Consider the following 25,040-nt stretch of genomic DNA (forward strand, 5'->3'; position numbering starts at 1 on the left):
AATTATAAAAAATATTTTTATTATAAAGAAGTTGTGGTTTTATAAATTGTTTAGTTTAGCATCTTATTTTTGTGAAAATGTTCAATAATCATGTAAATAGGAAAAGCTAAAATTGATTGGATAGCAAAATTTGCAAGATTAAAAGGAATAAAAACACTAAAAATAAAAGACCAATACGAAAAATTTGCGTTTTCAGAAAAACTTTTTTGAATATCGTCTCACTTTTTATAAACTAAGTTGAGCGATACTGAATCTATTATATTAAAAAGTTTTAGATAAACTGGAAAAATCAAAATTCCGTTTAAAAAAGTCATCATTAAACTGGTTGTAAGTGTTGAGATAATTAGTGATAAAATAATAAACCTTTTTATTTTAGCGAAATTTTTAAAAATTTTGATAAAAAGGTAACGAAAACCTAAAAATGAAAAAATGTATATTATTGAAGCTAAAAATAGTACAAAATGGCCAAAATAAATAATATCAATTCCGCCAAAATGGTTAAAAATAAGTCAAGGACCTATTGCAAACCTAACCAGAATGCAACAAAAACCTAAATAAAAATTTCCCAGTAAGAATATAGGTACTAAAAAAAGAGTAGATAAGTCAAATTTTAGCCCAAGATTTTGAAAAAACGGTCAGGAAAAATAATTGTGTGAAAAAATAAAAAAAAGTAACGAAAGACTAAATAAAATTCCAGTAATTGCAATTTTGAAATTAAAATTAGAATTTCAAGAAATTGAAGTTTTCAATTTTAATCCCCAAAAAAACGATCACCGGCATCACCAATTCCAGGAATAATGTAACCTTTTTCATTAAGTTTTTCATCTTTTTGGCTAAAAAAAATACTAACTTGCGGATATTTTTTGGCAATTTTATCAAGTCCTTCTTGAACAGTTAAAATTGTTGCAATAATTATTTTGTCAAACCCTTTTTCAATAAGGTAATCGATTGTACTAATTATCGAATTTCCGGTTGCTAAAATAGGATCTAAAATAATTGCAACTGAATTTGGGTTAGCCTTAGGTAAGTTCAGATAGTAAGTTGTATTTGAAAGATCTAAATTCCGTTTCATTCCCACGGGCGCAACTTTTGCATCAGGAACTAGATTCAAAAAAGGATCTAACATTGCAAATCCAGCGCGTAAAATTGGCACAAAAACAACAGAGTCGCTAATTTTCGTTCCTGAAAAAGGCTCTTGAAGAACAGATGTGCCACTAAAATATGTTGAATTAAGTTTGGCTAAAACAGGAAAGGCAAGTAAATAGGAAATTTTCTCAATCGCAGCCCGGAAATCAACTAAGGAAACATTTTGTCTTATTTTAGCAATTTCACTAGCAATTATAGGATGACTAACATTTACTTGCATAATTCTTCCTTTAAATTAAAATTAACTTTGAAATTAGAATTTTTAAAATTATAACATAATTTTAAAAATTCTAAGACTAATATTCAGATTTTTTATCGTCCAAATTTTCAATAATACTTACAGATTTAGAAGTCCCAAAACGAGTAGCACCTAATTTATAATATGTTTTAATATCTTCAATTGTGGAAATCCCGCCTGCTGCTTTTATTTGTAAGTTTTTACTTTTATTAGCACTCATTATTTCAATGTCTTGAATAGTTGCCCCGCGGTAAGAAAATCCTGTTGATGTTTTAATAAAATCTGCATTTGATTTGCTTACAATTTTGGTAGCTTCGGCAATTTCATTTGCTGATAAAAGTGCAGTTTCAACTATAACTTTAAGAATTTTTGTTCCAATTTCTTTTTTTATTTGGTTAATTTCATTGATAACAAAGTCAAATTCTTTTTCCTTAAATTTGCCGATATTCATTACCATATCAATTTCATCTGCCCCGTGCATTATGGCAAGATTGGCTTCTTTTTGTTTCACAGCGCTAACTTGATTTCCAAGCGGGAATCCAATTACAGTGACAATTTTAATATCAGTGTCTTTTAGTTCTTGTTTTGCTAATTTAACTCAAGTAGGTGCGATGCAAATAGCGCCAAAATTGTATTTTTTCGCTTCAGCAATTAGGTTTTTGATATCTTGAGAAGTTGTTTGGGCTTTTAAAATTGTGTGATCGATTAATTTATTGAAATTCATAAATCTCCTTTTAAAATAAAAAATATGTTTTTAAATTAGCCTAATTTAAAAACATATTTTCAACTTCTGGTTCAGGTTTTATTGAGAAAGTTTTTGCAATTAAATCCTGAATTTTGCTCAAATCAATCGGATTAGAGGAATAAAGGCTAAAAATTAACTGATCGTCTTGAACATATGTTCCAGATTCAACTTCTAGACAAATTCCGGCTTCATAGTCGATTTTTTGGTTTAATTTAGTACGACCTCCGCCTAAAAATGCAACAATTTTTCCAAAATTTATTGCATTTTCCCATTTTATATATCCACTTTGAGGGGCAAAAATTTGTTCCTTATATGCTGGAATTCAAAAGTTTGAAGACTGAATTGTCGCTGGATTTCCGCCTTGGGCTGCAACCATTTTTAAGAAAATTTCGTTTGGAAGTTCAGATTCAATAATTTTAGTAACTTTTTCACGGGCTTTTTCTATTTTTAGCTTTTCAATTTCAGAAAGTGTTTGGGCTACTAATTCTTTTGCAAAGTCAGCAAGTTGGGACTGTTGGCCTTGAAGAATCGCTAATGATTCAATAATTTCGTTTTTATTTCCAATCATTCTTCCAAGCGGGGCGTCCATATTGGTAATTTTAACAATTGTTTTTTTCCCAAATCTTTTCCCGAGCATTTTGATTTTACTTGCTAATTTTTTTGCCTGACCAAGATCAGTCATAAAAGCGCCACTACCACATTTTACATCAATTAAAATAACATCTGTGTCAGTAGCAATTTTTTTTGACATTATCGAACTTGCAATTAACGGAATTGACGAAACTGTTCCACTAACATCACGAAGTGCGTAAATTTTTTTATCAGCAGGAACAATTGCATTTGACTGTGCAGTAATTGCTATTCCGATTTTTTGAACTTGATCCAAAAAACTAGCTTCTGTCAGTTGAGTTTGAAATCCTGGAATTGACTCAAGTTTGTCGATTGTGCCACCAGTAAAACCAAGACCTCTTCCAGACATTTTGGCCACTTTGTAGCCAAGGGCAGCAAAAATTGGCCCTATTATTAGTGATATTTTATCACCAACACCGCCTGTTGAGTGCTTGTCAATTTTAACTCCGTTAATTTTTCTGAGATTTATTGTTTTACCTGATGCAATAATTTCACGAGTAAAGAAATAAAGCTCATCATCATCAAGGCCATTAATTAAAATTGCCATTAAAAAAGAAGAAAATTGGTAGTCGGCAATTAGGCCAGTTAGAAATCCATTAATCATGAAATGAATTTCTTCTTCGCTTAAATGTTCTTTTTTGACTTTTTTTTCAATAATTTCAAATAAATTCATATTTAAATAGCTCCAAGGGCAATTTCAATCATTTCTTCAAATTTTTCTTGTCTTGCTAAAGGATCAAGTGAAGTTTTGGTAATCAAGCTATCAGAAATTGTAAGAATCGAAGCTGCTTTTTTTTGCAAATGATTTGCTATTGTAAAAAGCGCAAAAGACTCCATTTCTACTGCTTGTGCTCTTGAAAGTTGGATTGTTTTCGATAAATCACGGTTAGAGTAAAAAACATCAGTTGAGTGAATATTTGTATAAGTCGGACTCAAACCTAATTTTTCAGCACTATGAAATAAATTAGCTACAAGTTCCAAATCTGGATAACTTAAATGAGATTGACCCTGACCTAAAAGTGCCGGAAATGAACAAGAATCTGACCAAGCTGATTTTGCAATAACAAGGTCAAAAATTTCAAGATCTTTATCATAAGAACCAGCTGAGCCAATCCGAATTATTTTCTCAACATCATAAAATTTAAACAGTTCATAGGCATAAATACCAATAGAACCAGAACCCATTCCTGAGGCAGCGATAGTTACTTCTTTGTCTTTATATTTGCCGGTAAAAATTAAGTTATTACGGACTTTTGAAACAAGTTTGGCGTCTGTTAAGAAATTTTTAGCAATAAATTCTGCGCGAAGTGGATCTCCGGGCATTAATACAACTGGCGCAATCTGGTGTTTTTTAGCTTCAATATGTGGTGTCATGTTTCTCCTTTTAGGCATATTATAATATAAAAAAATTTTTTAGCCATTAAATTTTTGCAAATGTTAAAAATGATTTCTAAACGGCATAACATTTTGCGCAAATTCGAAATTTAATCTGAAAGAGAGAAAAGCAGGAACCAAAAACAAGCGAAAAACTATAAAAATAATCCCGTACAACAATCCCGAGTTTCCCAGTTTGAAAAGATAATTTTAAAAAAGTGTCTGGTTTTAGGCAACTTTTTTAACTTTTTTGGCAAACTCAGGAAAAAATAACTATCAAGAAAAAACACTAAATTTTAAATCTAACACTCATGAAAGAAAAATTCAACTACTATTTAAACTCAATGTAAATAGAAAACTCGTTTTTACTTAAATTGAGCCTAAAAAAATATGTGAAGTTTTGAAAGAGCCATAATTAAAAGCCTTAAATTTATAGATTTCTAAACGGTTAAATTTAAGGCATTGCATCATATTTAAAAATATGACGGAAAAGTCGCATTTTCTGATTTTTTTAGACAACAAACATAACTAATTCCTCCCTAATTCAATATCAAAATTTATTAATTATTCTTAATTGAGACTAATTATAACCTAAAATTTTTTTAAACCAAGCATTTTTTTTTTTTTTTGCAAAAAGTTAAATTTAAAATAATAAAAATTAAAGATTTTAGCCTCAAAACCGCGGATTTAGCGGTATTTTTGCATATTTGTGCTCAATAAAAAGTCAATTTTGCCATCAAACTGGCAAACTCAAGAAAATCATTTCTAAACGGCATAACATTTTGCGCAAATTCGAAATTTAATCCAAAAAAGACTAAAGCACGAACCAAAAACAAACGAAAAACTATAATAAATAATTCCGTACAACAATAAATTAACCAAATTGAAAATAATTAAAAAAGAAAAACATAAAGAAACTGCAATTAAAAAGAATTTACTATTTTTCTGTCAAAAATTACACAAATCTTTCTGAAATCTTTTATCATTAAATAAACTATTTTTTCAATAAAGTGGAGCAATTTTTGGCAAAAACAGCAAAAAAATCAACAAAAAAACAAAAGAACTAGCAAGACCAATAAGGCCAACAAAAATTCCGAAGGTGAAGTTTTCAAAGAACCAGTAGTAGAAAAAATTTTCTACAATAGAAAAGATAAAACCTAACACTGACACAAAATAGCTAATTTTCGCCAATAAAAGCAAAATATTAGTGTTTTTTAGCATCCTTTGATTTTAACCTTTCTGCCAATTTTAGCGCTTTTTAATGAAAAACAAGGAAAAAAGTAAAAACAAGCAAGTTTTCTTATTTTCTTTGCATTCTAAAGTTTTTCTTTAATTTTAGGGGGGTCCTTAGTCGCCTGAATTCTGAGAATTAGAAATCTGATCTTCGTGGGGTTTTTCTGGATTTTCCAAGTTTTCCAAGTCTTGCTGCTTGCTTTGCTCAGCTCTGTCCATTTCTTTTTGCTTGTCTAGTTCTAACATTTTTTGTCTGTCAAGTTCTAACATTTTCATGAGCGCATCAGGGTCGTCTTTTACATCAAAAAAGAAGTTTGAAGGTAAAAAGTCATCTTGGTTGGCTTGTTTGTTTTGGTTTTGTTCGTTAGTCTCAAAAAGGTTGTCAGTATTTTGTTTTTGGTCAGGGGCTGAAATTTCAGAGTCAATTTGGAGTTCTTTTTGGGCCAAAAGTTCAAGTTGTTCTTGATTCATTCTTAGCAAAATATTGCGTTTTTCGTCAAGAGGCATATCTTCTTTGAGATTAACAAGTTTATTATTTGCAATTTGTCAGAGTTCAAATCCGCCGCTAGCATCCAGTCTTTGAATGTTATTATTTTTGAGTTGTTCATAAATAAATTCAGGCTGAGACTCTTTTTCAATTTGTTTTGCATAAGCAATTCGGTCTTCATTAGTTGCAATCAGTTGGGCAACGATATGCTCGGGAGTATTAGCTGGATAAGAAATTGCACTTCCATCAGAAAGAATTGCCTGGACATATTCAATTTTTTCAGCATTAGAGTTATTAAATAAGGCAACAATTGCCTGGTAGGCTGATTCAGAAATTAAAATATTAAATTTTGAAGTGGCTTGTTCGGTAAAAATTTGGTAAGGATTTTTTTGGGAATACTGGACTAAATTTGCCGAAGAGCGAAGTTTGTCAATTGTGTCAATATGGTTTTGCCAGTGATTATCAAGCACAGATAAAATTATGTGCCGCTCGGATTGGAAATAGTTTTGGCCAATATTTTCTTTTAAGGTTGGCTGCAGAGTTTCAAAATAAATTTTATTTAGTTCCTGGACTAAAAAGTTGCTGAGTTCTTCAAAAGGGTATTTTTCAATTCCACTTTGGGCAAAATCATAGCGAGTTATTCTTGAAAGGTTGTCATTAAGAAAATTGATTAAATTTTTATAGTGAATTTCTTGGTTTGGCAGCAAAATAAAGTCATAACCTAAAATAACTTCAACAGCTCTAATGATCATCTTTTTAATATAGTGGTCAAAATTTTCAATCTGGAGCAAAATATCACGTTGAGTATAAATTAAATCACGTTGCTGGCGAATAACATCATCATAGCTCAACACGGTTTTTCGCATATCAAAGTTAAAACCTTCAATTTTTTTCTGGGCTGCCAGTAAAACCGAGTGAATATATTTTCCTTTAATAGCCCCAGCTGTTTGGCCGTAGCTATCAAAAATTTGTTCAAAATTGGAAAAACGGCGCAATAATTGGTCTTGAAGAGAAATAAAAAACCTTGAGACACCAATATCACCTTGGCGACCAGCCCGACCACGAAGTTGGTTGTCAATTCTTCTTGATTCAGCCTTATCTGTCCCTAAAATATAAAGTCCGCCAAGATCAATAACTCCAGGTTCAAGAATAATATCTGTTCCCCGGCCGGCCATATTAGTTGCGATTGTTATTGCATTTTTACGGCCTGCTTTTGCGATAATTTCAGCCTCAAGTTGGTTTTGCTTTGCATTTAAAACTGTGTGAAACAGACCTTTTTGGTTAAGCATTTCTGATAGAGTCTCTGAGTCAACAACTTGGGAAGTTCCAATTAAAATTGGCTGGCCAGTTTTATGAACTCTTTGGACTTCGGCAATAATTGCTTTATTTTTTTGTTCAATTGTGGCAAAAATTTCATCTTTTTCATCTCTGCGGGCCAGTGGTTTGTTGGTTGGAATAACATTTACACGCATATTGTAAACATCGATGAACTCTTGTTCTTCGGTTTTTGCAGTTCCGGTCATTCCTGAGAGTTTTTTAAAAAGACGAAAAAAGTTTTGGTAAGTAATTGTTGCTAAGGTTTTAGTTTCAGGTTCAATTTCGATTCCTTCTTTTGCCTGGAGTGCTTGCTGGAGACCTTCAGAATAAGATCTTCCGGCCATAATTCGCCCGGTAAATTGGTCAACAAGCTCGATTTTACCGTCTTGGACAATATATTCAACGTCTTTTTTCATTACCTTATTGGCACGAAGGGCATTTTGAATTCGGTGAACAAGTTCAGAGTTTTCAATTTCATAAAGGTTGCGCAAACCAAAAAAAGCATTAGCTTTGTCAATACCTTTGTCATTTAATTTAATACCTTTTGTTTCTTGGTCAATATAAAAATCTTCATTTACAAGTGTATTTACAAATTGGTTGGCAGATAAATATTGAGCTGGAAGGTTGGATTTTCCACCACTAATAATCAAAGGGGTTTTAGCCTCATCGATTAAAATTGAATCAATTTCATCAATAAGACAAAAATTTAGCCCTCTTTGAACTTTTTCAGCAGTACTATAGACCATGTTGTCCCGCAAATAGTCAAATCCTAATTCTGAATGAACTGAGTAGGTAATATCAGCCCCGTACATCATTCTTTTAGTTTCCGGATCCATTTCAGCTTTGTTAATTCCAACAGAAAGACCTAAAAAATTATAAACTTTACCATTATCTTCAGCATCCCGCTCAGATAGATATTCATTTACAGTTGAGACAATAACTCCTTGACCTGAAAGTGCATTAAGATAAACTGGCGCAATTGAGGCAATTGTTTTACCCTCACCAGTTTTCATCTCAGCAACAGAACCCATGTCAAGAATTAGTCCACCAAGAATTTGGACATCATATGGCGTTTTTCCAAGGATTCTTTTTGTTGCTTCCCGAGCCACGGCAAAGGCATCAACCCGAATATCTTTAAGTTTTTCACCATTAGCCAGGCGCTTTTTTAGAACATTTGTCTGATTTGAAAGATCCTGATCGGTCATTGAACCATAATAACCGCGTTTTTGGTTAATCTGCTTTAAGAGACGGTATGCAAGCCGTAGTTCTGAAGAAGTCTTAAAAAAATCAATAACATTTTTCATTAGATCGCTTTGCCCCCTTAATTTATTAACTCATTCTTTTCTTGCATTAATTAACCGCTTAGAATTATACCATTTTTTTAAAATAATATATAATTTATTTTTATTTTATTTATTAGGATAGTTTTTGGCTTGTTTGTTTTGGCTTTGGTCTTACTATGAGCACAGAAAATGCCTTAATTTTAGCATATTTTTGATAAAAAAGGAAAAAATAATTTTCTTTTTGGTATAATTTTACTATTTATGAAAATTATAATTTAAAAAAATAGGAGAAAATCATTCATTAAGTCAAAAAAATAATTTATAATATGTTTCGAAATTCAAACAACCTGCAAAAAAAAAAAAAAAAGGATAATTAAGTATTTCAAAAATAAAAAAAATTAATTTTTTTTGGTATAATTTTTTACATTATGAAAAAAGAAATTCGCAACAAAGTATTAATAGTTTTAGCGGGACTTAGTTTCATCGGAATTACAGCCGGAGTTGGTATTGGTCTACAGAGATCAGCACTTAACTCGTCTTATCAACAATTATTTGATAATGACAAGTCCGAAACGAAATTAAACCCGCCAATAAACGATGCTGATTTGGTCGCTGCCATCAGCAATTTTAGTCTAAAACCTGAATGAAGCAAAATTTCAGCTTCCCAGGCATTTAAATTACACACAGATCCATTATATGCTTTTAAATTAAGTCAAGCAGTTGATTTTTCAAAAGTTGATAATAAATTTTCTGATTTATTTTTTGACATTCAAGTAACTGAAGAAACAAAGGTTGAGTCAAATTCAATTAAGAACTTAACCGTTTTTGTTTTTGATAAAAAAACAAAAAAAGAAGTAGCAAGTCGTGCTTTTAGTGCTAGTCTTTCTGGGTTTAGTGCTATTGCCAACCAAGATTTTCTTGAAAATTTCATTGCCGAGTCTTCAAAATACAATCTTGATAAGTCTCAACTAACTAAAAAGTTTGCTTCAGATTCAATTTTTCCTTCAGCTTTTGCCCTTAAATTTCAAGATCAATTACTAACCAATCTTCGTAAGATTTCTCCTGAAATTTTTAGTGTTGCAACTGCCACCCAAGTTAGTGCTCTTTCTGGAGTAGCAAGTCAATTTCAGCAACAAGGAACCGGAGGAGGAACTGGCGGAGGAACAGCCGCAGGTGGATCAGGCGCAGGAACTTCAACTGGTGGAGCAACTGATGGATCAGGCGCATCAACTGGAGCAGCTGGTGGTACTGGTTCAGACGGATCAACTACTGGAACCCAAAACGGTGCAGGGACTGGAACCCAAGATGGTTCAGGTTCAAACCAACCAAGCACTACTGAAACCCCTAAAGTTGAAGCAACCCCCAAGGCTCCTAAAGTTCCTTTAGTTTCTACACTAAAACCAACAAATTCTAATCTTGAACTTGCATTTAAACAAACTTTAGAATCATTTGGTGGACTTGAATTAATAGCTGCTTCTGGACTACAAAGTTTAATTCCAAATGAGTATACTTTATTACCAGTTACTTCTGAAAAATCACTAGTTAAAATTGATATTGATGACACAAAAGGTACTGCAAAAATTTGACTAAAATTATTGGATCAATCCAACAAAGAAAAATTAATTGGGCTAGACATTACTGGTCTTAGTTCAGTTGAATCAGTTCAAAATAAAATATTTGCAAAAATAAATAAAAATCAAAATAAATATATTAGTCTAAAACCACAAGTTGCGGAATATTTTAGAAAAAATCCAGGACAAAGTCTTGCTAAATTAATTTCTGATTATCAAACCAAAAGTTCAGCTCCTGACTCAAAAGTAGCTAAAGTTTTTGAGGAGTATCATAAAGATAATGATAAAATCAAGAAAGCACTTATGCCTGAGTCTACAACTGGGTCTGCATCAGCATCTTCTGAAAGTGATTTTGACACAAAATTAAAAGCACTTGCTTCAACAGGAGAAGAAAATACAAAAAAAGCAATCAAAGAATATTTAAAAAACGAATATAATATTGATGTCCAAACAGATTCAGGTACCTCAGGTTCTGGAGGGGGTGCTGAAACCCAACCTGTTGCGGTTCAAGCTTCAGTTGCAGCGCTTGGCTCAACTAGCCAACCTCAGGCTCAACAAGAACAACAACAAGAATCTCAAGTTCCAGAAGTGCATGTTGAACAGCAACAACAGGAATCTCAAGTTCAAGAACAGCATGTTGAACAACAGCAACAAGAAACTCAGACTCAACAACAACAGACTGAAACTGCTGAAGACATAGCTAAAAAAGATAAAGCCTTTTACGCTCCTTATTTTGAAATTTACAATTATCAATTACCAACTATGCAGTCTGGTGGTAAATCTGTTTTAGTTACCCCAGATCAAATAGATTTTTGATTTGAAACTAATAGCGATCTTAAAGTTGGTAATTATAATTTTGATTTTTCATTAGATAAAAATCAAGGCGAGTCAAGTTCAGCTAAAACTTTAAAACTTAATGTTAATTTTCAAGCTGATTCTAATTTCAAATTAGAAGTAAGTCCTCAAAATGTTCCATATTTAGAAATTTATGATGGTATTCAAGAGTCTAAACCTCAAAGTACTGAATCTCAACCGGTAAGTGTTCCTGTTGCAACAACTACAGCTTCAGAAAGAGATCATTCATCATATAAATTTACAGGTTGAACATTTCCAATCACAATCGATTTTAAAGGTTCTAAAACTCAACAAGAACTTGAAAAATTAGTTGGTAATAACCACAAAGTAGATTTCAATAATTCACTTCCTTATTTATTATTCCAATCAGATTTAGATAATATTTTCAAAACTGCAAAACTTGATTCATGATTTAGTCTTTCAGATAGTGAAAAAAATCAAGCCAAAGCTTATTTAAAATCAACACTAAATCCAATTAGTGTTCCAATAAGCTTGCAAAAACCTAAAGTTGAAGCTGCCCCAGCTCCAGCGACACCTGCAACACCGGCTCCGGCTACTCCAGCGCCAGCTACACCGGCAACTCCAGGTTCAGGCGATTCAACAGCTTCAGGTTCTGACTCAGCAACTTCAGGTGCATCAGGTTCAACTTCTAGCTCAAGCTCATCTTCTAGTTCAAGTACAGATTCATCTTCTTCAAGTACAGATTCATCTTCAACCTCAAGCTCAAGTTCTTCTTCTTCTTCTTCTAGCTCAGCTTCAGCTGCCGCAGCAACTTCTTCATCTTCGGTAGCAAATAGTGCAACACCTTTCCAAGATACAGCAACTCCAGCTCAAGAAGAAACATTTGCTTTTGGTGATTATTTAATTAATTATCTTGATAAGTTTGGAACATTTACATTAGCTCAAGGGCAAAAATTAGCAATATCAAGTCAATATGACGAGAAAAATCGTTCATATAACTTTGTTTTTGAAGTTCGTGATAGTGATAATGACGCAATTGCCTCATCAGTCTTTGGTTTTGTTGGTATTAATAAAAATAATGGCGCTCTTAGAAAATCACTTGCTTATGGACCAGATGTTTTCATTGACGGAAGTTCAGGGCTTGAATATCATGCTCATGAAGGTACTCCATCTAAGCCAATTTTAACTAATATTAGCTCTGCAAATAGCACAGCATTCCAATTTAAAGTAAATAATTTTACTGACAATAGTGCACTTGATAATTTACTTCAAGACAATGGCTTTTATAACCAAAGAGCTGCTAACGGAAAAGGTTTAGCAATTAAACAACCGCTTCTTTATGAATTTGACGGTGAAGGTAAACGAATTATTAAAACATTTGGACGTCAAGTTGAAAAATCAACAATGGACAAAGGTGTTTTATACTTCACCTTTAAACTTAGCGATGTTTTAGCAAAACCAGAAACGCTCGTAGATCAGTCATATAAATTATTATCAACTGCTCCAGATGCCCAAAATGGTTCATTTGGCGCAACTGTTCTTGAACTATTTAGAACTGATGATGGTCTTAATGCTAAAGGCGACAGATTTTCACAAACACTAAATCTAGGTTGAAGAATTGAAAAAGCTCGTTCATTAGCAATTGACAAGAGTCAAGTTCCAACAACTGAAGCTGATTGACAAACAAAAGGATTAGTTGTTTTCCGTGATGTTGATCCAGCAAAACCAGATGATTCATCTAAACTTTATGATTATACAAAACAAACAGCTGAAAATTTTGTGGAAGGTGACACTCAAAAAATCACTCCGTCTAAGACATTGTTTGAAAGAAGTGATACAAGTAGTGCAAGTGGAAGTGGAGCAGCTAGCACAACTGCTTCAACCGGTGCAGGTGGTGTAGCCACTGGTGCTGGTCAAACCTCCCAACCATCAGCAACTATTAAAGTTGATGAAGTAAATGAAATTTTTAGAAAATATTGACCTGAAGGTAACAATACCGACTTTCTTGCCCAAGGTCAAGGTCAAATTTATCAAGATGGTATTTGGTTTAATCATACAAGACCAAACGGAAATGTTGCACTTGAGTCATTCTTAGATAAAACTTTAATTTTAGAAGTTCGTATTGATGATTCTTCAGTTACATTTAGTTTGATTGCCCAAAGAGAACCAAACCAAGATCCATATGTTTGAACAAGTCAACTAAAGTCAATTTATAAAGATGCTAAACGCAATATTAACCCAGATACCCCAATTGGTGTATTGTTCGGTCGTGGAATTGATTATTCCCAAATTGGTGATCGAATAATTAATAGTCTTGATGATTCTTCAGCTAACGAACGTGATGGAATCACATTCAAATCTCTTGCTGTCTTTAAAGGTGAGAGACTACTTAAAGATGACAAAGCTCGTCTTGAGGTACGTAAAGCATTTATTGATCAATATTTTAAATAACAAAGACTTAACAAAATATTAAAAAAACAATATTATGTTAAATAATAATAAATATTAATAAATTTAAATTAAGTATTTAGTTATTAATAAATAACTAAATTAAAAGAATAATATAGTAAAAAAACCCGGAGGTTTTTATGCAAAAGAATAAGGCAAAAATATTGATCGGTAGTGCCGCTGCAATTGTACTAATGTCGACGGTCTTTGGAACTGTTGCTGGTCTTGCTGCTAAAACTAGATATCGCGGAGTTAATCCTACCCAAGGCGTTGTTAGTCAACTTGGACTAATTGATTCAGTAAGCTTTAAACCAAGCGTTGCGCACTTTACAAGTGACTATAAAACTGTTAAACAAGCACTTTTAGGGGGTAAAACTTTTAATGCTCAAAGTAGCGAGTTTAGCGATTTTGCAAACAAATTCAACTTTTTGACTAACAATGGCCGTAGTGTTTTAGCAATTCCAAACAAATATAAAGTTGTTATTGAAAAATTTGAAGCCCAAGACGAACAACAACGTTTTTTCCTTTCATTTCACCTTGAAGAAACTCTTGAAGACAAAAATGTTGCCCGCTCGGCAACAAAATCAATTTACCTTTCGGTAGTTGATGCCCCGCGAGCAGCTTTGGCTCAATTTAGTGATATTGTTGACTCTAATTTTGCTAATTTAGTTCCTAGTCCACTTTCTCATTTTTCATCAAGCTCAGTTAGACCGCTGGGCTTAACTCGTGCTGAAGATTTTGCAAAAACATTAAATCAACTTCAATCACTTGAGGATTTTGAGTCTCATTTAAGTAAATTTTTTGATACCCAGGCAATTAAAGCAAAAATTCGTCTTGAGTCCCAAGGTTTTGGCTTTGCCAAAGGTGACTTAGAAGAGCCTTTTGAATTTAATTTTGTCAAAAATCCACAAAACCCAAATGAGTGAGCAACAAGTCTCAACCAAGAAGTGCCAGCAGTTAGATTATATTTAAAAACTGAATTTACTAGTCAAGCAAAAGCAACACTGGCTAATTACAAAAATAAAGACGAGTCATTTTTAACTTCAATTGACTTAGTTGGCAAAGATAAGTCTACTTGATTTGCTAATACCAAAGATCTAAGCGATCAACTTGATGTTAATTTACTTGATGCTTCTGATTATTATCTTGATCCAGATAAGCCTCAGACTGATGCATTACAAGAACTTGAGACTTTACTTCCTTCATCACTTAGTCTTTTTCAACGTGATTCATTAAGAGATTCTTCTGGTACAGTTGGTAAATTTTCTTTGTTTCGTTATGATGCAATTAATTTTTATAAACAACTTCAAGAACTTGTAAGTAAGCCAGCAGCAATTAAAGATATAGTTGATGCAAGTCTAAGTCGTGGTCTAACTTTTTCTTTTGGTAAATACGATTTACTTTTTGATAATTTACGTGAGCATCTTGATTATGACTTTTTAGTTTCAAATGCTAAAATTCGGCAAAACTCAGTTTCAAAAAAATTATTTATTGAACTGCCAATTAAAATTAGACTAAAATCTTCAATTTTTGGCGATAGCGGTCAAGACATCAAAACTGTTTTGGAAAAAACCGTAAGTTTTAAACTTGATAATTTCCGTGATCAAGAAATCGAAGATGCCCTTGCTAGCCTTTATCCTGAACTTAGTCAGCAACTTAAAGAATTAAAAAATGCTCAAAGCCAAAATGCCCAACAACTTGCTGATACTTCGCCAATCCAGTCTCAGTGAGCAGACCAAACCCGCGGGGCAACCAAAGAAAATCCTTATGACATTAGTCAAGGTGCACCTGAGTCTTATTTACTTTCAAAATACGAAATTCAACAATTAATTAACCAAAAAGACTATAAAAAACTAATTGAGCTCTTAAGTGATACAAATAGTTATAATATTGACTTTAAATTAGGTTCAACTTTAGCAAACCAAAGCATTCAAGTTCCTAGTGAGACAGAAATTGCTAATTTAAATGTAACAATTGACTCAGCTCAGGCATTAAAAAATGCTGATATTTATTCAGTTTCAACTTCAGCATTTAAAAATCGTGCTTCTTTATTTGCTTATTTTCGTCATCTTTTATCATTAGATCCTAAAGAGGCAGTCAAAAAACTTGTTGATATAGGTACCCAAATCGGTCTTGAATTTGAAGGCTACCAAAACTTACCGCTAAATCCAACTTTGGCAGATTTAGCAAAGGTAAAAATTCGTACCCAATTTGATAACTATCAACACACCCAAGCTTTTGTTAACCAACAAGAAATTGACCAAAACCCAGGAGATTCAACATCTGAGGTTAGTGTAAGAAAATTTGGTCTCAAACTTCTTGATTTTAATGGTTATTTTGCTAATGATATTACAAGCCCAAATCAAGGAATGGCTTTATTTTTACCTGCAAGTTTAGATTTTAGTCAAACTCAGTCAACTTCAACTCAACCAAGTTCAACCCAAGGCACTTCAACAGATTGAAAAACCGAAATTACTAAAAAACTTGTTGACGGTAAAAACCAGCTATCCCAATTACCTTTTGCAATTTGGGATAAAATTATTGGCCAAGAAAAAGCCCCAAATGATAATGATAAACTAACATCTAAAATTCTAAGAAATTACCAAGAAGCAATTAGAATCGCTAAACAACCAGCTTTTTGAAATACTCTAGATGGCAATTCATCTCAAGTTCCTTTTAAAGATACTCAATTTAGTAAAATTGATAGTCTTAGAGATTTAGTTTTTGCCTTTTATACCCAAGCTGCTTTAACTAATAATTGAAATGAATATCAAGACTCAGGAGCACGCCCTTCAATTAAATTTGAAATTCAAGAAGATGCCCAGACTGGCAACACTCAAGATTCAAACATAATTGGTCTAAATATCAAATATGTTGTTGGCTTTGACGATAATGCTGGTAATTTTGTTGATGATGTAATTTCATCAACACCGCAGACAATTTTTATTCGTACATCAGGCCAATCTGAGGCACAAGTAAAACAGAGAAATAATTTAAACCAAATGGTTGAAGATGCGCCACTTTCAAGTCAATCATTAATTCTTGATGCTGAAAAATTTGGTCATTTACAAATTCTTGCTAATTCAATTTATGACAAGAAAAAACCAGCACCAGAAGTAGTTCCTCCAAGAACAACAGATAATATCCGTTGAATTGATGACAAAGTTCCAGGCCAACCGCGCCCACAAGTTAAACAACCTGAGCCAAATCAAGATGAATTTTTCAAAGACAAACTAAAACCAGTTGCAGTTGAGGTCTCAACTTTCGCTAGCCTCGAAGAGAGTCCTTATTTTGCTAGTCCATTCCAAGACGATAGTCAAAACAATCAAACTTCAGGCTCAACAAGTCAGACCCAAAATGAAGATTTACAAACACTAAAACAAAAATTGGAAATTCTTTTAGGTCAAGAATTTAGTTCTTATTTTAGTCAACTTGATCCAAGTCTTACTTTTGAAATTGATTCAGTCAAAGAAATCTCACCACAAGTCTATAGTGTTAGTCTTTCATTAGTAAAAAATATTAATGATGGAAATAAAACAACCAAAGTTAAATCAGATAAAAGTCTAACACTACTAGTACACAAACAACAAACTAATATTCCTGAATTGGCAAAATCTCCTGAGGTTTCAAATACTTCTTGGGCAAAACAATACAATCCTGACCAACCCTTGGCAAATTCAACAACAATAACTCTTGAATTTAAAAACCCAATACCAGTTGATGCCAATGGTCGGCCAACAAGTCAGTGGTTGTCTTCAGTACCGGTAACGATTTATCCGGCTGAAGTTAATTTAGGTCCTTTACAACCAGTATTAGCTCCTGAGTTAAAAAATACAGCTTTGGCGGGACTCCATACACGATTTACCTTCTTCATCGCAAACGCAAAAAAAGGTGCGAGGGAAATAAACAAGAAGAAGAGTGATGCCCAAAAAGTTGTAAGAGAAGCATCTAAAGTTAATGTTCCAGGTCAAAAGTGAATTTCTTCTCCGCCCCTTCAGATCCCAAATCCAGCCCATGAATTAGTTCAACTAACGCTAAACCCATTACTTAATCAAAGGGTTAACGACTTTAAAATAAATGATCTAAAGGTAGAATCACCAACAAGTTTATCATTTACCCTTGAAAGTAGTGATATAAAACGTTTAATTAATGCTCCTATTGAAATAGCTAACATTTCTTCTGCTTCTTCTACAGAAGCATCAGATTCTCTTCCAAATTCTACTATCCCTACTAACATTGTCAAAATAAAGCCAAAATTTCTTTTATTAAGATCAATAGGTGTTCCTTGAAGCACAATACAAAAACCCGCTAAAGACTCGAGGTTTCTCAAACAGAATGAGGGTTACTGACAGAAATTATTTCCTTCATGGGAAAAACGAAAAGAACAACTAAAGGAAGCAATACCTAAAATTGATAACAAAAATGTCAACCCTGTAAAAATAGCTGATAATTATTTTGGTTCCTTACAAAATAACAACTATCCACTTTTCCAACTATTTACAAAAGACCCCGCTGATAATCTTTCTGCTCTATCTCTCAAAGTCTTTGACCCTTCGGGTTATTTAAGTGCAATTAACCTAAGCGGATCTGCTAGTCCAACTACTGATCTTAATTTATATTCATATAGACTAAATAAGACAGAAGAAAATAATGTTAGAAAAGGATGAACAAATGTTCACCCAAATCAATTCGTTAGTGTAGGTAATAATTTTAGACTTTCTAGTAATTATTTAAATATTATTTTAAATCAACCAACTAAAGTTACTTATTATAGTGCAAGTGATTTTGTTAATAATTTATTTATTGATCCTGATCAAAAAGATGAAGATATTAAAGATAAATATACAAGAACTATTAAAGAAAAAGTTGGAGCTAATGCTGTTGACTGAGGAACTGCTTATTTGAATTTTTGGTATCCAAATGAACTTATTCAAAAACAATCAAATATAATTAGTGCTAATTTAACTGATCTATTATTTGTTGATCCTGATGAACTTGAAAAAAACGAAAAAATGATTGCCCCAAATTTAGTTAATTGGTGACCAAATTTCCGAAATTCAGAAGTTGCTGTTATTAAAACAACTGAAAATGCAGATGCAAAAAACAAAGTGCTTCAAGATCCCCGTGGTTGAACTCAAGTTCAAAATGGTGGATTTAATCTTCGGGTAAGAAAAACTTTATTTGATCGTGATACCCGTACTTTTACACTAACAACTAATATTCCTGTTCCAACCGAAGATTATTCAAAAGTAGTTGGAAAAACTGACGATTGACGTTTTGTTTTCCAAAACGATGATAGTCAAATTGCAATGCTAAAAGCAACTAAGGTAACTGATAAATCAAGTAATCCTGAGTTTAAAGAAAATGGTGCAGTTCAATTTGAAACAGTTATTCCTGATCATTTCTTTTCTTCAAATGTTAGATTTGTCGGCATATTCAAACAAGAAGATAAAATACTAAAATGACTACCAATTATCGATACTGAATATATTATCGATGATCGTTATTTTAAAAATATTACTAGTGATCAAATTGACCTTAAAAATGCAAATGCGCGTGGTCTTACTAACAATGCTTTTGGTAATGTCTTTAAAGAATTTAACATTCATAAGCCAAAAAATAATTAACTAAAATAATTTAGAATTATCTTAATTTAATTAAGATCTAAATATAAAAAAATTCAACACTAAACTAAGTCTTCTAAGAGTAATTATTAAAAACAAAAAAATTAATATTTAAAACTATCATAAACTTTTATTGATTGACTTTTAACTAATTAAAAAAAATTTAAAATTAAGTAAAAATAAATTTTAAATTTAGTATAATTCTTTTTGTTCAAAATAATAAAAATAATGAAAAAAGGAAAAAACATGGACGGTTTTATGCAAAAGAATAAGGCAAAAATATTAATTGGTAGTGCCGCTGCAGTTGTAATAATGTCGAGCGTCTTTGGAACTGTTGCTGGCCTTGCTGCTAAAACTAAATATCGCGGAGTTAATCCTACCCAAGGTGTTGTTAGCCAACTTGGACTAATTGATTCAGTAAGCTTTAAACCAAGCGTTGCCCACTTTACAAGTGATTATAAAACTGTTAAACAAGCACTTTTAGGGGGTAAAACTTTTAGTCCTCAAAGTACTGAATTTAGCGATTTTGCAAGTAAATTCAATTTTTTAACTAATAATGGCCGTAGTGTTTTAGCAATTCCAAACAAATATAAAGTTGTTATTGAAAAATTTGAAGCCCAAGACGAACAACAACGTTTTTTCCTTTCATTTCACCTTGAAGAAACTCTTGAAGACAAAAATGTTGCCCGCTCGGCAACAAAATCAATTTACCTTTCGGTAGTTGATGCCCCTAAGGCAGCTTTGGCTCAATTTAGTGATATTGTTGACTCAAATTTTGCTAATTTAGTTCCTAGTCCACTTTCTCATTTTTCATCAAGCTCAGTTAGACCTTTAGGCCTAACTCGTGCTGATGATTTTGCAAAAACATTAAATCAACTTGAGTCACTAGAGGATTTTGAGTCTCATTTAAGTAAATTTTTTGATATTCAGGCAATTAAAGCAAAAATTCGTCTTGAGTCTCAAGGCTTTGGTTTTGCCAAAGGTGACTTAGAAGAACCTTTTGAATTTAGTTTTGTTAAAAATCCACAAAACTCAACTCAGTGAGCAACAAGTCTCAACCAAGAAGTTCCCTCTGTTCGATTATATTTAAAAACTGAATTTACTAGTCAAGCAAAAGCTACTTTAGCTAATTACAAAAATAAAGACGAGTCATTTTTAACTTCAATTGACTTAATTGGCAAAGATAAGTCTACTTGATTTGCTGCTAATACCAAAGATCTAGCTGCTCAACTTGATGTTAATTTACTTGATGCTTCTGATTATTATCTTGATCCTGATAAGCCTCAGACTGATCCACTAACTGATCTTTTACTTCCTTCTTCACTTAGTCTTTTTCAACGTGATTCATTAAGACAGTCTGGATCAGTTGGTAAATTTTCTTTGTTTCGTTATGATGCAATTAATTTTTATAAACAACTTCAAGAACTTGTAAGTAAGCCAGCAGCAATTAAAGATATAGTTGATGCTAGCCTAAGTCGTGGTCTAACATTTTCATTTGGTAAATACGATTTACTTTTTGATAATTTACGTCAACATCTTGATTATGACTTTTTAGTTTCAAATGCTAAAATTCGTCAAAATTCAGTTTCAAAAAAATTATTTATTGAACTGCCAATTAAAATTAAACTTAAATCTTCAATTTTTGGCGACACCGGCCAAGATATTAAAACTATTTTAGAAAAAACTGTAAGTTTTAAACTTGATAACTTCCGTGATCAAGAAATCGAAGATGCCCTTGCCAGTCTTTATCCTGAACTTAGTGATCAACTTAAAGCATTAAAAAATGCTCAAAACACTCAACAACCCCAACAACTAGCTGATACTTCCCCAATTCAGTCTCAGTGAACAGACCAAACTCGCGGGGCAAGCAAAGAAAATCCTTATGACATCAGTCAAGGTGCACCTGAGTCTTATTTACTTTCAAAATACGAAATTCAACAATTAATTAACCAAAAAGACTATAAAAAACTAATTGAGCTCTTAAGTGATACAAATAGTTATAATATTGACTTTAAATTAGGTTCAACTTTAGCAAACCAAAGCATTCAAGTTCCTAGTGAGACAGAAATTGCTAATTTAAATGTAACAATTGACTCAGCTCAGGCATTAAAAAATGCTGATATTTATTCAGTTTCAACTTCGGCATTTAAAAATCGTGCTTCTTTATTTGCTTATTTTCGTCATCTTTTATCATTAGATCCCAAAGAGGCAGTCAAAAAACTTGTTGATATAGGTTCCCAAATGGGTCTTGAATTTGAAGGCTACCAAAACTTACCGCTAAATCCAACTCTGGCAGATTTAGCAAAAGTAAAAATTCGTACCCAATTTGATAACTACCAACATACCCAAGCTTTTGTTAACCAACAAGAAATTGACCAAAACCAAGGTGGTTCAGCATCTGACGTTAAACCAACAAAATTTGGTCTCAAACTTCTTGATTTTAATGGTTATTTTGCTAATGATATTACAAGCCCAAATCAAGGAATGGCTTTATTTTTACCTGCAAGTTTAAATCGCGATTCAGTTCAGTCAACTTCAACTCAATCAAGTTCAAACCAAACAACTACCCCAGACTGAAAAATTGAAATTACTAATAAACTTGTTGACGGTAAAAACCAGCTATCCCAATTACCTTTTGCAATTTGAAATAAAATTATTGGCCAAGAAAAAGCTCCAAATGATAGTCAAAAACTAACATCTAAAATTCTTAAAAATTATCAAGAAGCAGTTAGAATCGCTAAACAACCAGCTTTTTGAAATACTTTGGATGGCAATTTATCTCAAGTTCCATTTAAAGATAGTCAATTTAGTAAAATTGCTACCCTTAGTGATTTAGTTTTTGCCTTTTATACTCAAGCGGCTTTAACTAATAATTGAAATGAATATCAAGACTCAGGAGCACGTCCTTCAATTAAATTTGAAATTCAAGAAGATGCTCAGACTTCTAATAATCAAGATAACATAATTGGTCTAAGTATCAAATATGTTGTTGGCTTTGATGATAATGCTGGTAATTTTGTTGATGATGTTATTTCATCAACACCACAAACCATTTTTGTTCGTACATTAGGTCAATCTGAGGCACAAGTAAAACAAAGAAATAATTTAAACCAAATGGTTGAAGATGCGCCACTTTCAAGTCAATCATTAATTCTTGATGCTGAAAAATTTGGTCATTTACAAATTCTTGCTAATTCAATTTATGACAAGAAAAAACCAGCACCAGAAGTAGTTCCTCCAAGAGATTCAAAATTCCGTTGAATTGATGACAAAGTTCCTGTTGAGCCGCGTCCACAAGTTCAAAGTACCCAGCCAAATCAAGATGAATTTTTCAAAAATAAATTAAAACCAGTTGCTGTTGAGGTTTCAACTTTCGCCAGCCTCGAAGAGAGTCCTTATTTTGCTAGTCCTTTCCAAGATGATAGCCAATCTAATCAAAATTCAGACTCAACAAGTCAGACTCAAAACGAAGATTTACAAACACTAAAACAAAAACTTGAAATTCTTTTAGGTCAAGAATTTAGTTCTTATTTTAGTCAACTTGATCCAAGTCTTACTTTTGAAATTGATTCAGTCAAAGAAATCTCACCACAAGTCTATAGTGTTAGTCTTTCATTAGTAAAAAATATTAATGATGGAAATAAAACAACCAAAGTTAAATCAGATAACAGCTTAAGTCTAATAGTCCACAAACAACAAACTAATATTCCTGAATTAGCAAAATCTCCTGAGGTCTCAAATACTTCTTGGGCTAAACAATACAATCCTGATCAGCCCTTGGCAAATTCAACAACAATAACTCTTGAATTTAAAAATCCAATACCAGTTGATGCCAGTGGTCGGCCAACAAGTCAGTGGTTGTCTTCGGTGCCGGTAACGATTCATCCGGCCTTGATAAATATTTCTCCTCAAGCCGATGTTCTTGATGAAATAATATTCAATGAAACACTATCGAACTTGGATATATCTAGCCTCATCGAACCCCCTACCCCTGAAGTTTTAGCCAAAGTATTTAAAGAAAGCAAAAAAGCCCAAGAAATAATTCAAAGCCTATCTTCTAAAGACGGTGAAGCCTTTGCAAATCTAATAAATCCAATATCTAGTGCGTTTAATCGATTCTCCTCTACTAAATCCCATTTTTTGTCTTTAGCACATGTCCAAAATCAAAATCATTCACCAATTAAATTATCACTAAATGCTCAAACAAATTCAAGCCCAGAAGTTAAAGTTGGAAATCTCCAACTTGTTAACCAAAAAACTATTAGCTTTGATTTAGAAAGCTCAAATATTAAACGGCTAATTAATGCCCCAATTGAAATTGCTTCAGAACTTTCTGATGAAGATTTTGATCGCGAATCAAGCAATGTTCATAACATCCAAAGTGAAGAAGACCCAACTTTAGAAGAAAAACAAAATTCAACAATTACTTTTATTAAACCAAAATTTATTGTTGAGCGTACTGTTGGTGTGCCATGAAGTACATCAGAGGTAGTTTTTGCTAAAAAAAAACATTTACAAGACCCAACAAAACGAGATTTATCTAATGTTAAAGATACAACATTTTTTGTCACTGGATGGAGATACCTAGATCTTGGAAATGGAAAAGAACTCCCCTACCGCCAAGTCCAACCTCTTTTTGATCCACTTGTTGACATGTTTCCCATACCTCAGGTACAAAGTTTAACTAGTTTGTCATTCAAAGTTTTTGATCCTGATGGTTATTTATACCAAAAATTATATTCTAAATCAGGAACTGATGTTGATCTTTATTCTTATCGTCTTAATAAGACAAAAGAAGAATCAACCCGTAAAGGTTGAACTAACCAACATCCAAATCAGTCAACCATTATTGGTGATAATTTTGCCTTACCTGATGACTATTTAAATATTATTTCCAATCAACCAACAAAAGTTACTTTTTATAATGCTTCTGACTTTATCACCGATTTATTTAATGATCCTGATCAAAAAGAAGAAGATATTAAAGATAAATACACTGATAATATTAAAGAAAAAGTTGGTGCTAATGCCGCTGATTGAGGAAGTGCTTATTTTAACCTTTGGTATCCAAGACAAGTCATTCAAGAACAATCAAATATAATAACTGCTAATTTAACTGATTTATTATTTGTTGATCCTGATGAGTTAGAGAAAAACCGTAAAATGATAGCCCCGAATTTTGTAAATTGGTGACCTAATTTCCAAAATTCGGAAGTTGCCGAAATTCGCACAAAACATAACCAAGAGGCATGAAACAAAGTTACCATTTTACCCCAAGGTTGAACCCAAATTCATGATGGTGGCTATCCACTAAAAGTGCAAAAAACCGCATTTAATCGTGATACTCGTACTTTTACATTGACAACAAATTTACCAATTCCAACTCAAGACTACTATCAAGATGTTAAACCCACCGATGACTGACGTTTTGTTTTCCAAAACGACAATAATCAAATTGCAATGCTTAAAGCTAATATGCTAACAAAAGATTCACAACCAAAAAATCCCCACTATCAGGACAAAGGTTGAATTCAATTTGAAACAGTAATTCCTGATCATTTTTTCTCAACAAATGTTAGATTTACTGGAATATTCAAACAAGAAGATAAAAAACTAAAATGACTACCAATTATTGACACTGAATATGTAGTTGATGACCGTTATTTTGGTAATATTATCTCTGATCCTTTAGATCTTAAAAAAGCTCGTGGCCGTGGATTTACTAATAATGCCTTTGCTAACATTTTTAAAGAATTTAATATCCACCGTCCTGATAAACGAAAAAACTAATTAATTTTTAAATAAATCAAATAAACCCCTATTGGTCTCAATAGGGGTTTATCTTTAATTTTAAAAATATTTTTACATTTTTGTTTTAATTTCCTCAAATTAAGTTATAATAAAACTCCCGTTAAGAATACAAGAATAAATTTTAACCTTAGAACTAAGAAATCTGTGGCGAGCAAATTAAATTTTTAACTGTTTGCAAAAAAAAAAAAAAAATGCTTGGTTTAAAAAAATTTTGAGTTATAATAAACTTCACGCTAAGAATAAAAGAATAAATTTATTCCCGAGTTTCCCAGTTTTAAGGCAAAAATTCACTTTTTAGTGAATATAAAAATGAAAAA

The 25,040-nt window shown here is 32.4% G+C and carries 9 protein-coding genes; 3 read left to right on the forward strand and 6 right to left on the reverse strand.

The features are described 5' to 3' along the window. Positions 1-50: 50 nt before the first annotated feature. The 6 genes from MOSC01_RS0101905 to secA all read right to left on the reverse strand — a co-directional run bounded on the left by MOSC01_RS0101905 (position 51) and on the right by secA (position 8,474). Entirely contained in the window at positions 51-749 is a 699-nt protein-coding gene (locus MOSC01_RS0101905; RefSeq protein ID WP_010321123.1) for an MPN527 family putative ECF transporter permease subunit, read from the reverse strand. A gap of 2 nt (positions 750-751) precedes the next feature. Further along, a complete protein-coding gene (upp, locus tag MOSC01_RS0101910; RefSeq protein WP_010321124.1) occupies positions 752-1,366 on the reverse strand; it encodes a uracil phosphoribosyltransferase in 615 nt (204 codons plus the stop codon). A 76-nt stretch (positions 1,367-1,442) separates the two neighbouring features. Beyond that, positions 1,443-2,108: a deoxyribose-phosphate aldolase gene (deoC, locus tag MOSC01_RS0101915; protein ID WP_010321125.1), complete on the reverse strand. Its 666-nt coding sequence runs from the start codon at positions 2,106-2,108 to the stop codon at positions 1,443-1,445. Between the two features lie 40 nt (positions 2,109-2,148). After that, positions 2,149-3,432, reverse strand: a complete 1,284-nt coding sequence (locus tag MOSC01_RS0101920) for a thymidine phosphorylase (RefSeq protein ID WP_010321126.1) — start codon at positions 3,430-3,432, stop codon at positions 2,149-2,151. Between the two features lie 2 nt (positions 3,433-3,434). Continuing rightward, positions 3,435-4,133: a purine-nucleoside phosphorylase gene (deoD, locus tag MOSC01_RS0101925; protein ID WP_010321127.1), complete on the reverse strand. Its 699-nt coding sequence runs from the start codon at positions 4,131-4,133 to the stop codon at positions 3,435-3,437. 1,347 nt (positions 4,134-5,480) lie between these two features. Further along, entirely contained in the window at positions 5,481-8,474 is a 2,994-nt protein-coding gene (gene secA / locus MOSC01_RS0101935; RefSeq protein ID WP_010321129.1) for a preprotein translocase subunit SecA, read from the reverse strand. Positions 8,475-8,881: 407 nt separating this feature from the next. Here secA and MOSC01_RS04425 point away from each other — a divergent pair, with 407 nt between their 5' ends. The 3 genes from MOSC01_RS04425 to MOSC01_RS0101950 all read left to right on the forward strand — a co-directional run bounded on the left by MOSC01_RS04425 (position 8,882) and on the right by MOSC01_RS0101950 (position 24,702). Next, the gene (locus MOSC01_RS04425) at positions 8,882-13,291 is read left to right on the forward strand and encodes a P110/LppT family adhesin N-terminal domain (RefSeq protein ID WP_010321130.1); all 4,410 of its coding nucleotides are present in this window, start codon (positions 8,882-8,884) and stop codon (positions 13,289-13,291) included. Positions 13,292-13,428: 137 nt separating this feature from the next. Beyond that, positions 13,429-18,915, forward strand: coding sequence for a P97 family adhesin (locus tag MOSC01_RS0101945; RefSeq protein ID WP_010321131.1), 5,487 nt, complete (start codon positions 13,429-13,431; stop codon positions 18,913-18,915). Positions 18,916-19,170: 255 nt separating this feature from the next. Further along, complete coding sequence (locus tag MOSC01_RS0101950) at positions 19,171-24,702, forward strand: P97 family adhesin (RefSeq protein ID WP_100167635.1); 5,532 nt, start codon at positions 19,171-19,173, stop codon at positions 24,700-24,702. Positions 24,703-25,040 lie beyond the last annotated feature (338 nt).

Origin of the sequence: Mesomycoplasma ovipneumoniae SC01, from assembly GCF_000218525.1 — a bacterium.
GTDB classification, from domain to species: domain Bacteria; phylum Bacillota_I; class Bacilli_A; order Mycoplasmatales; family Metamycoplasmataceae; genus Mesomycoplasma; species Mesomycoplasma ovipneumoniae_A.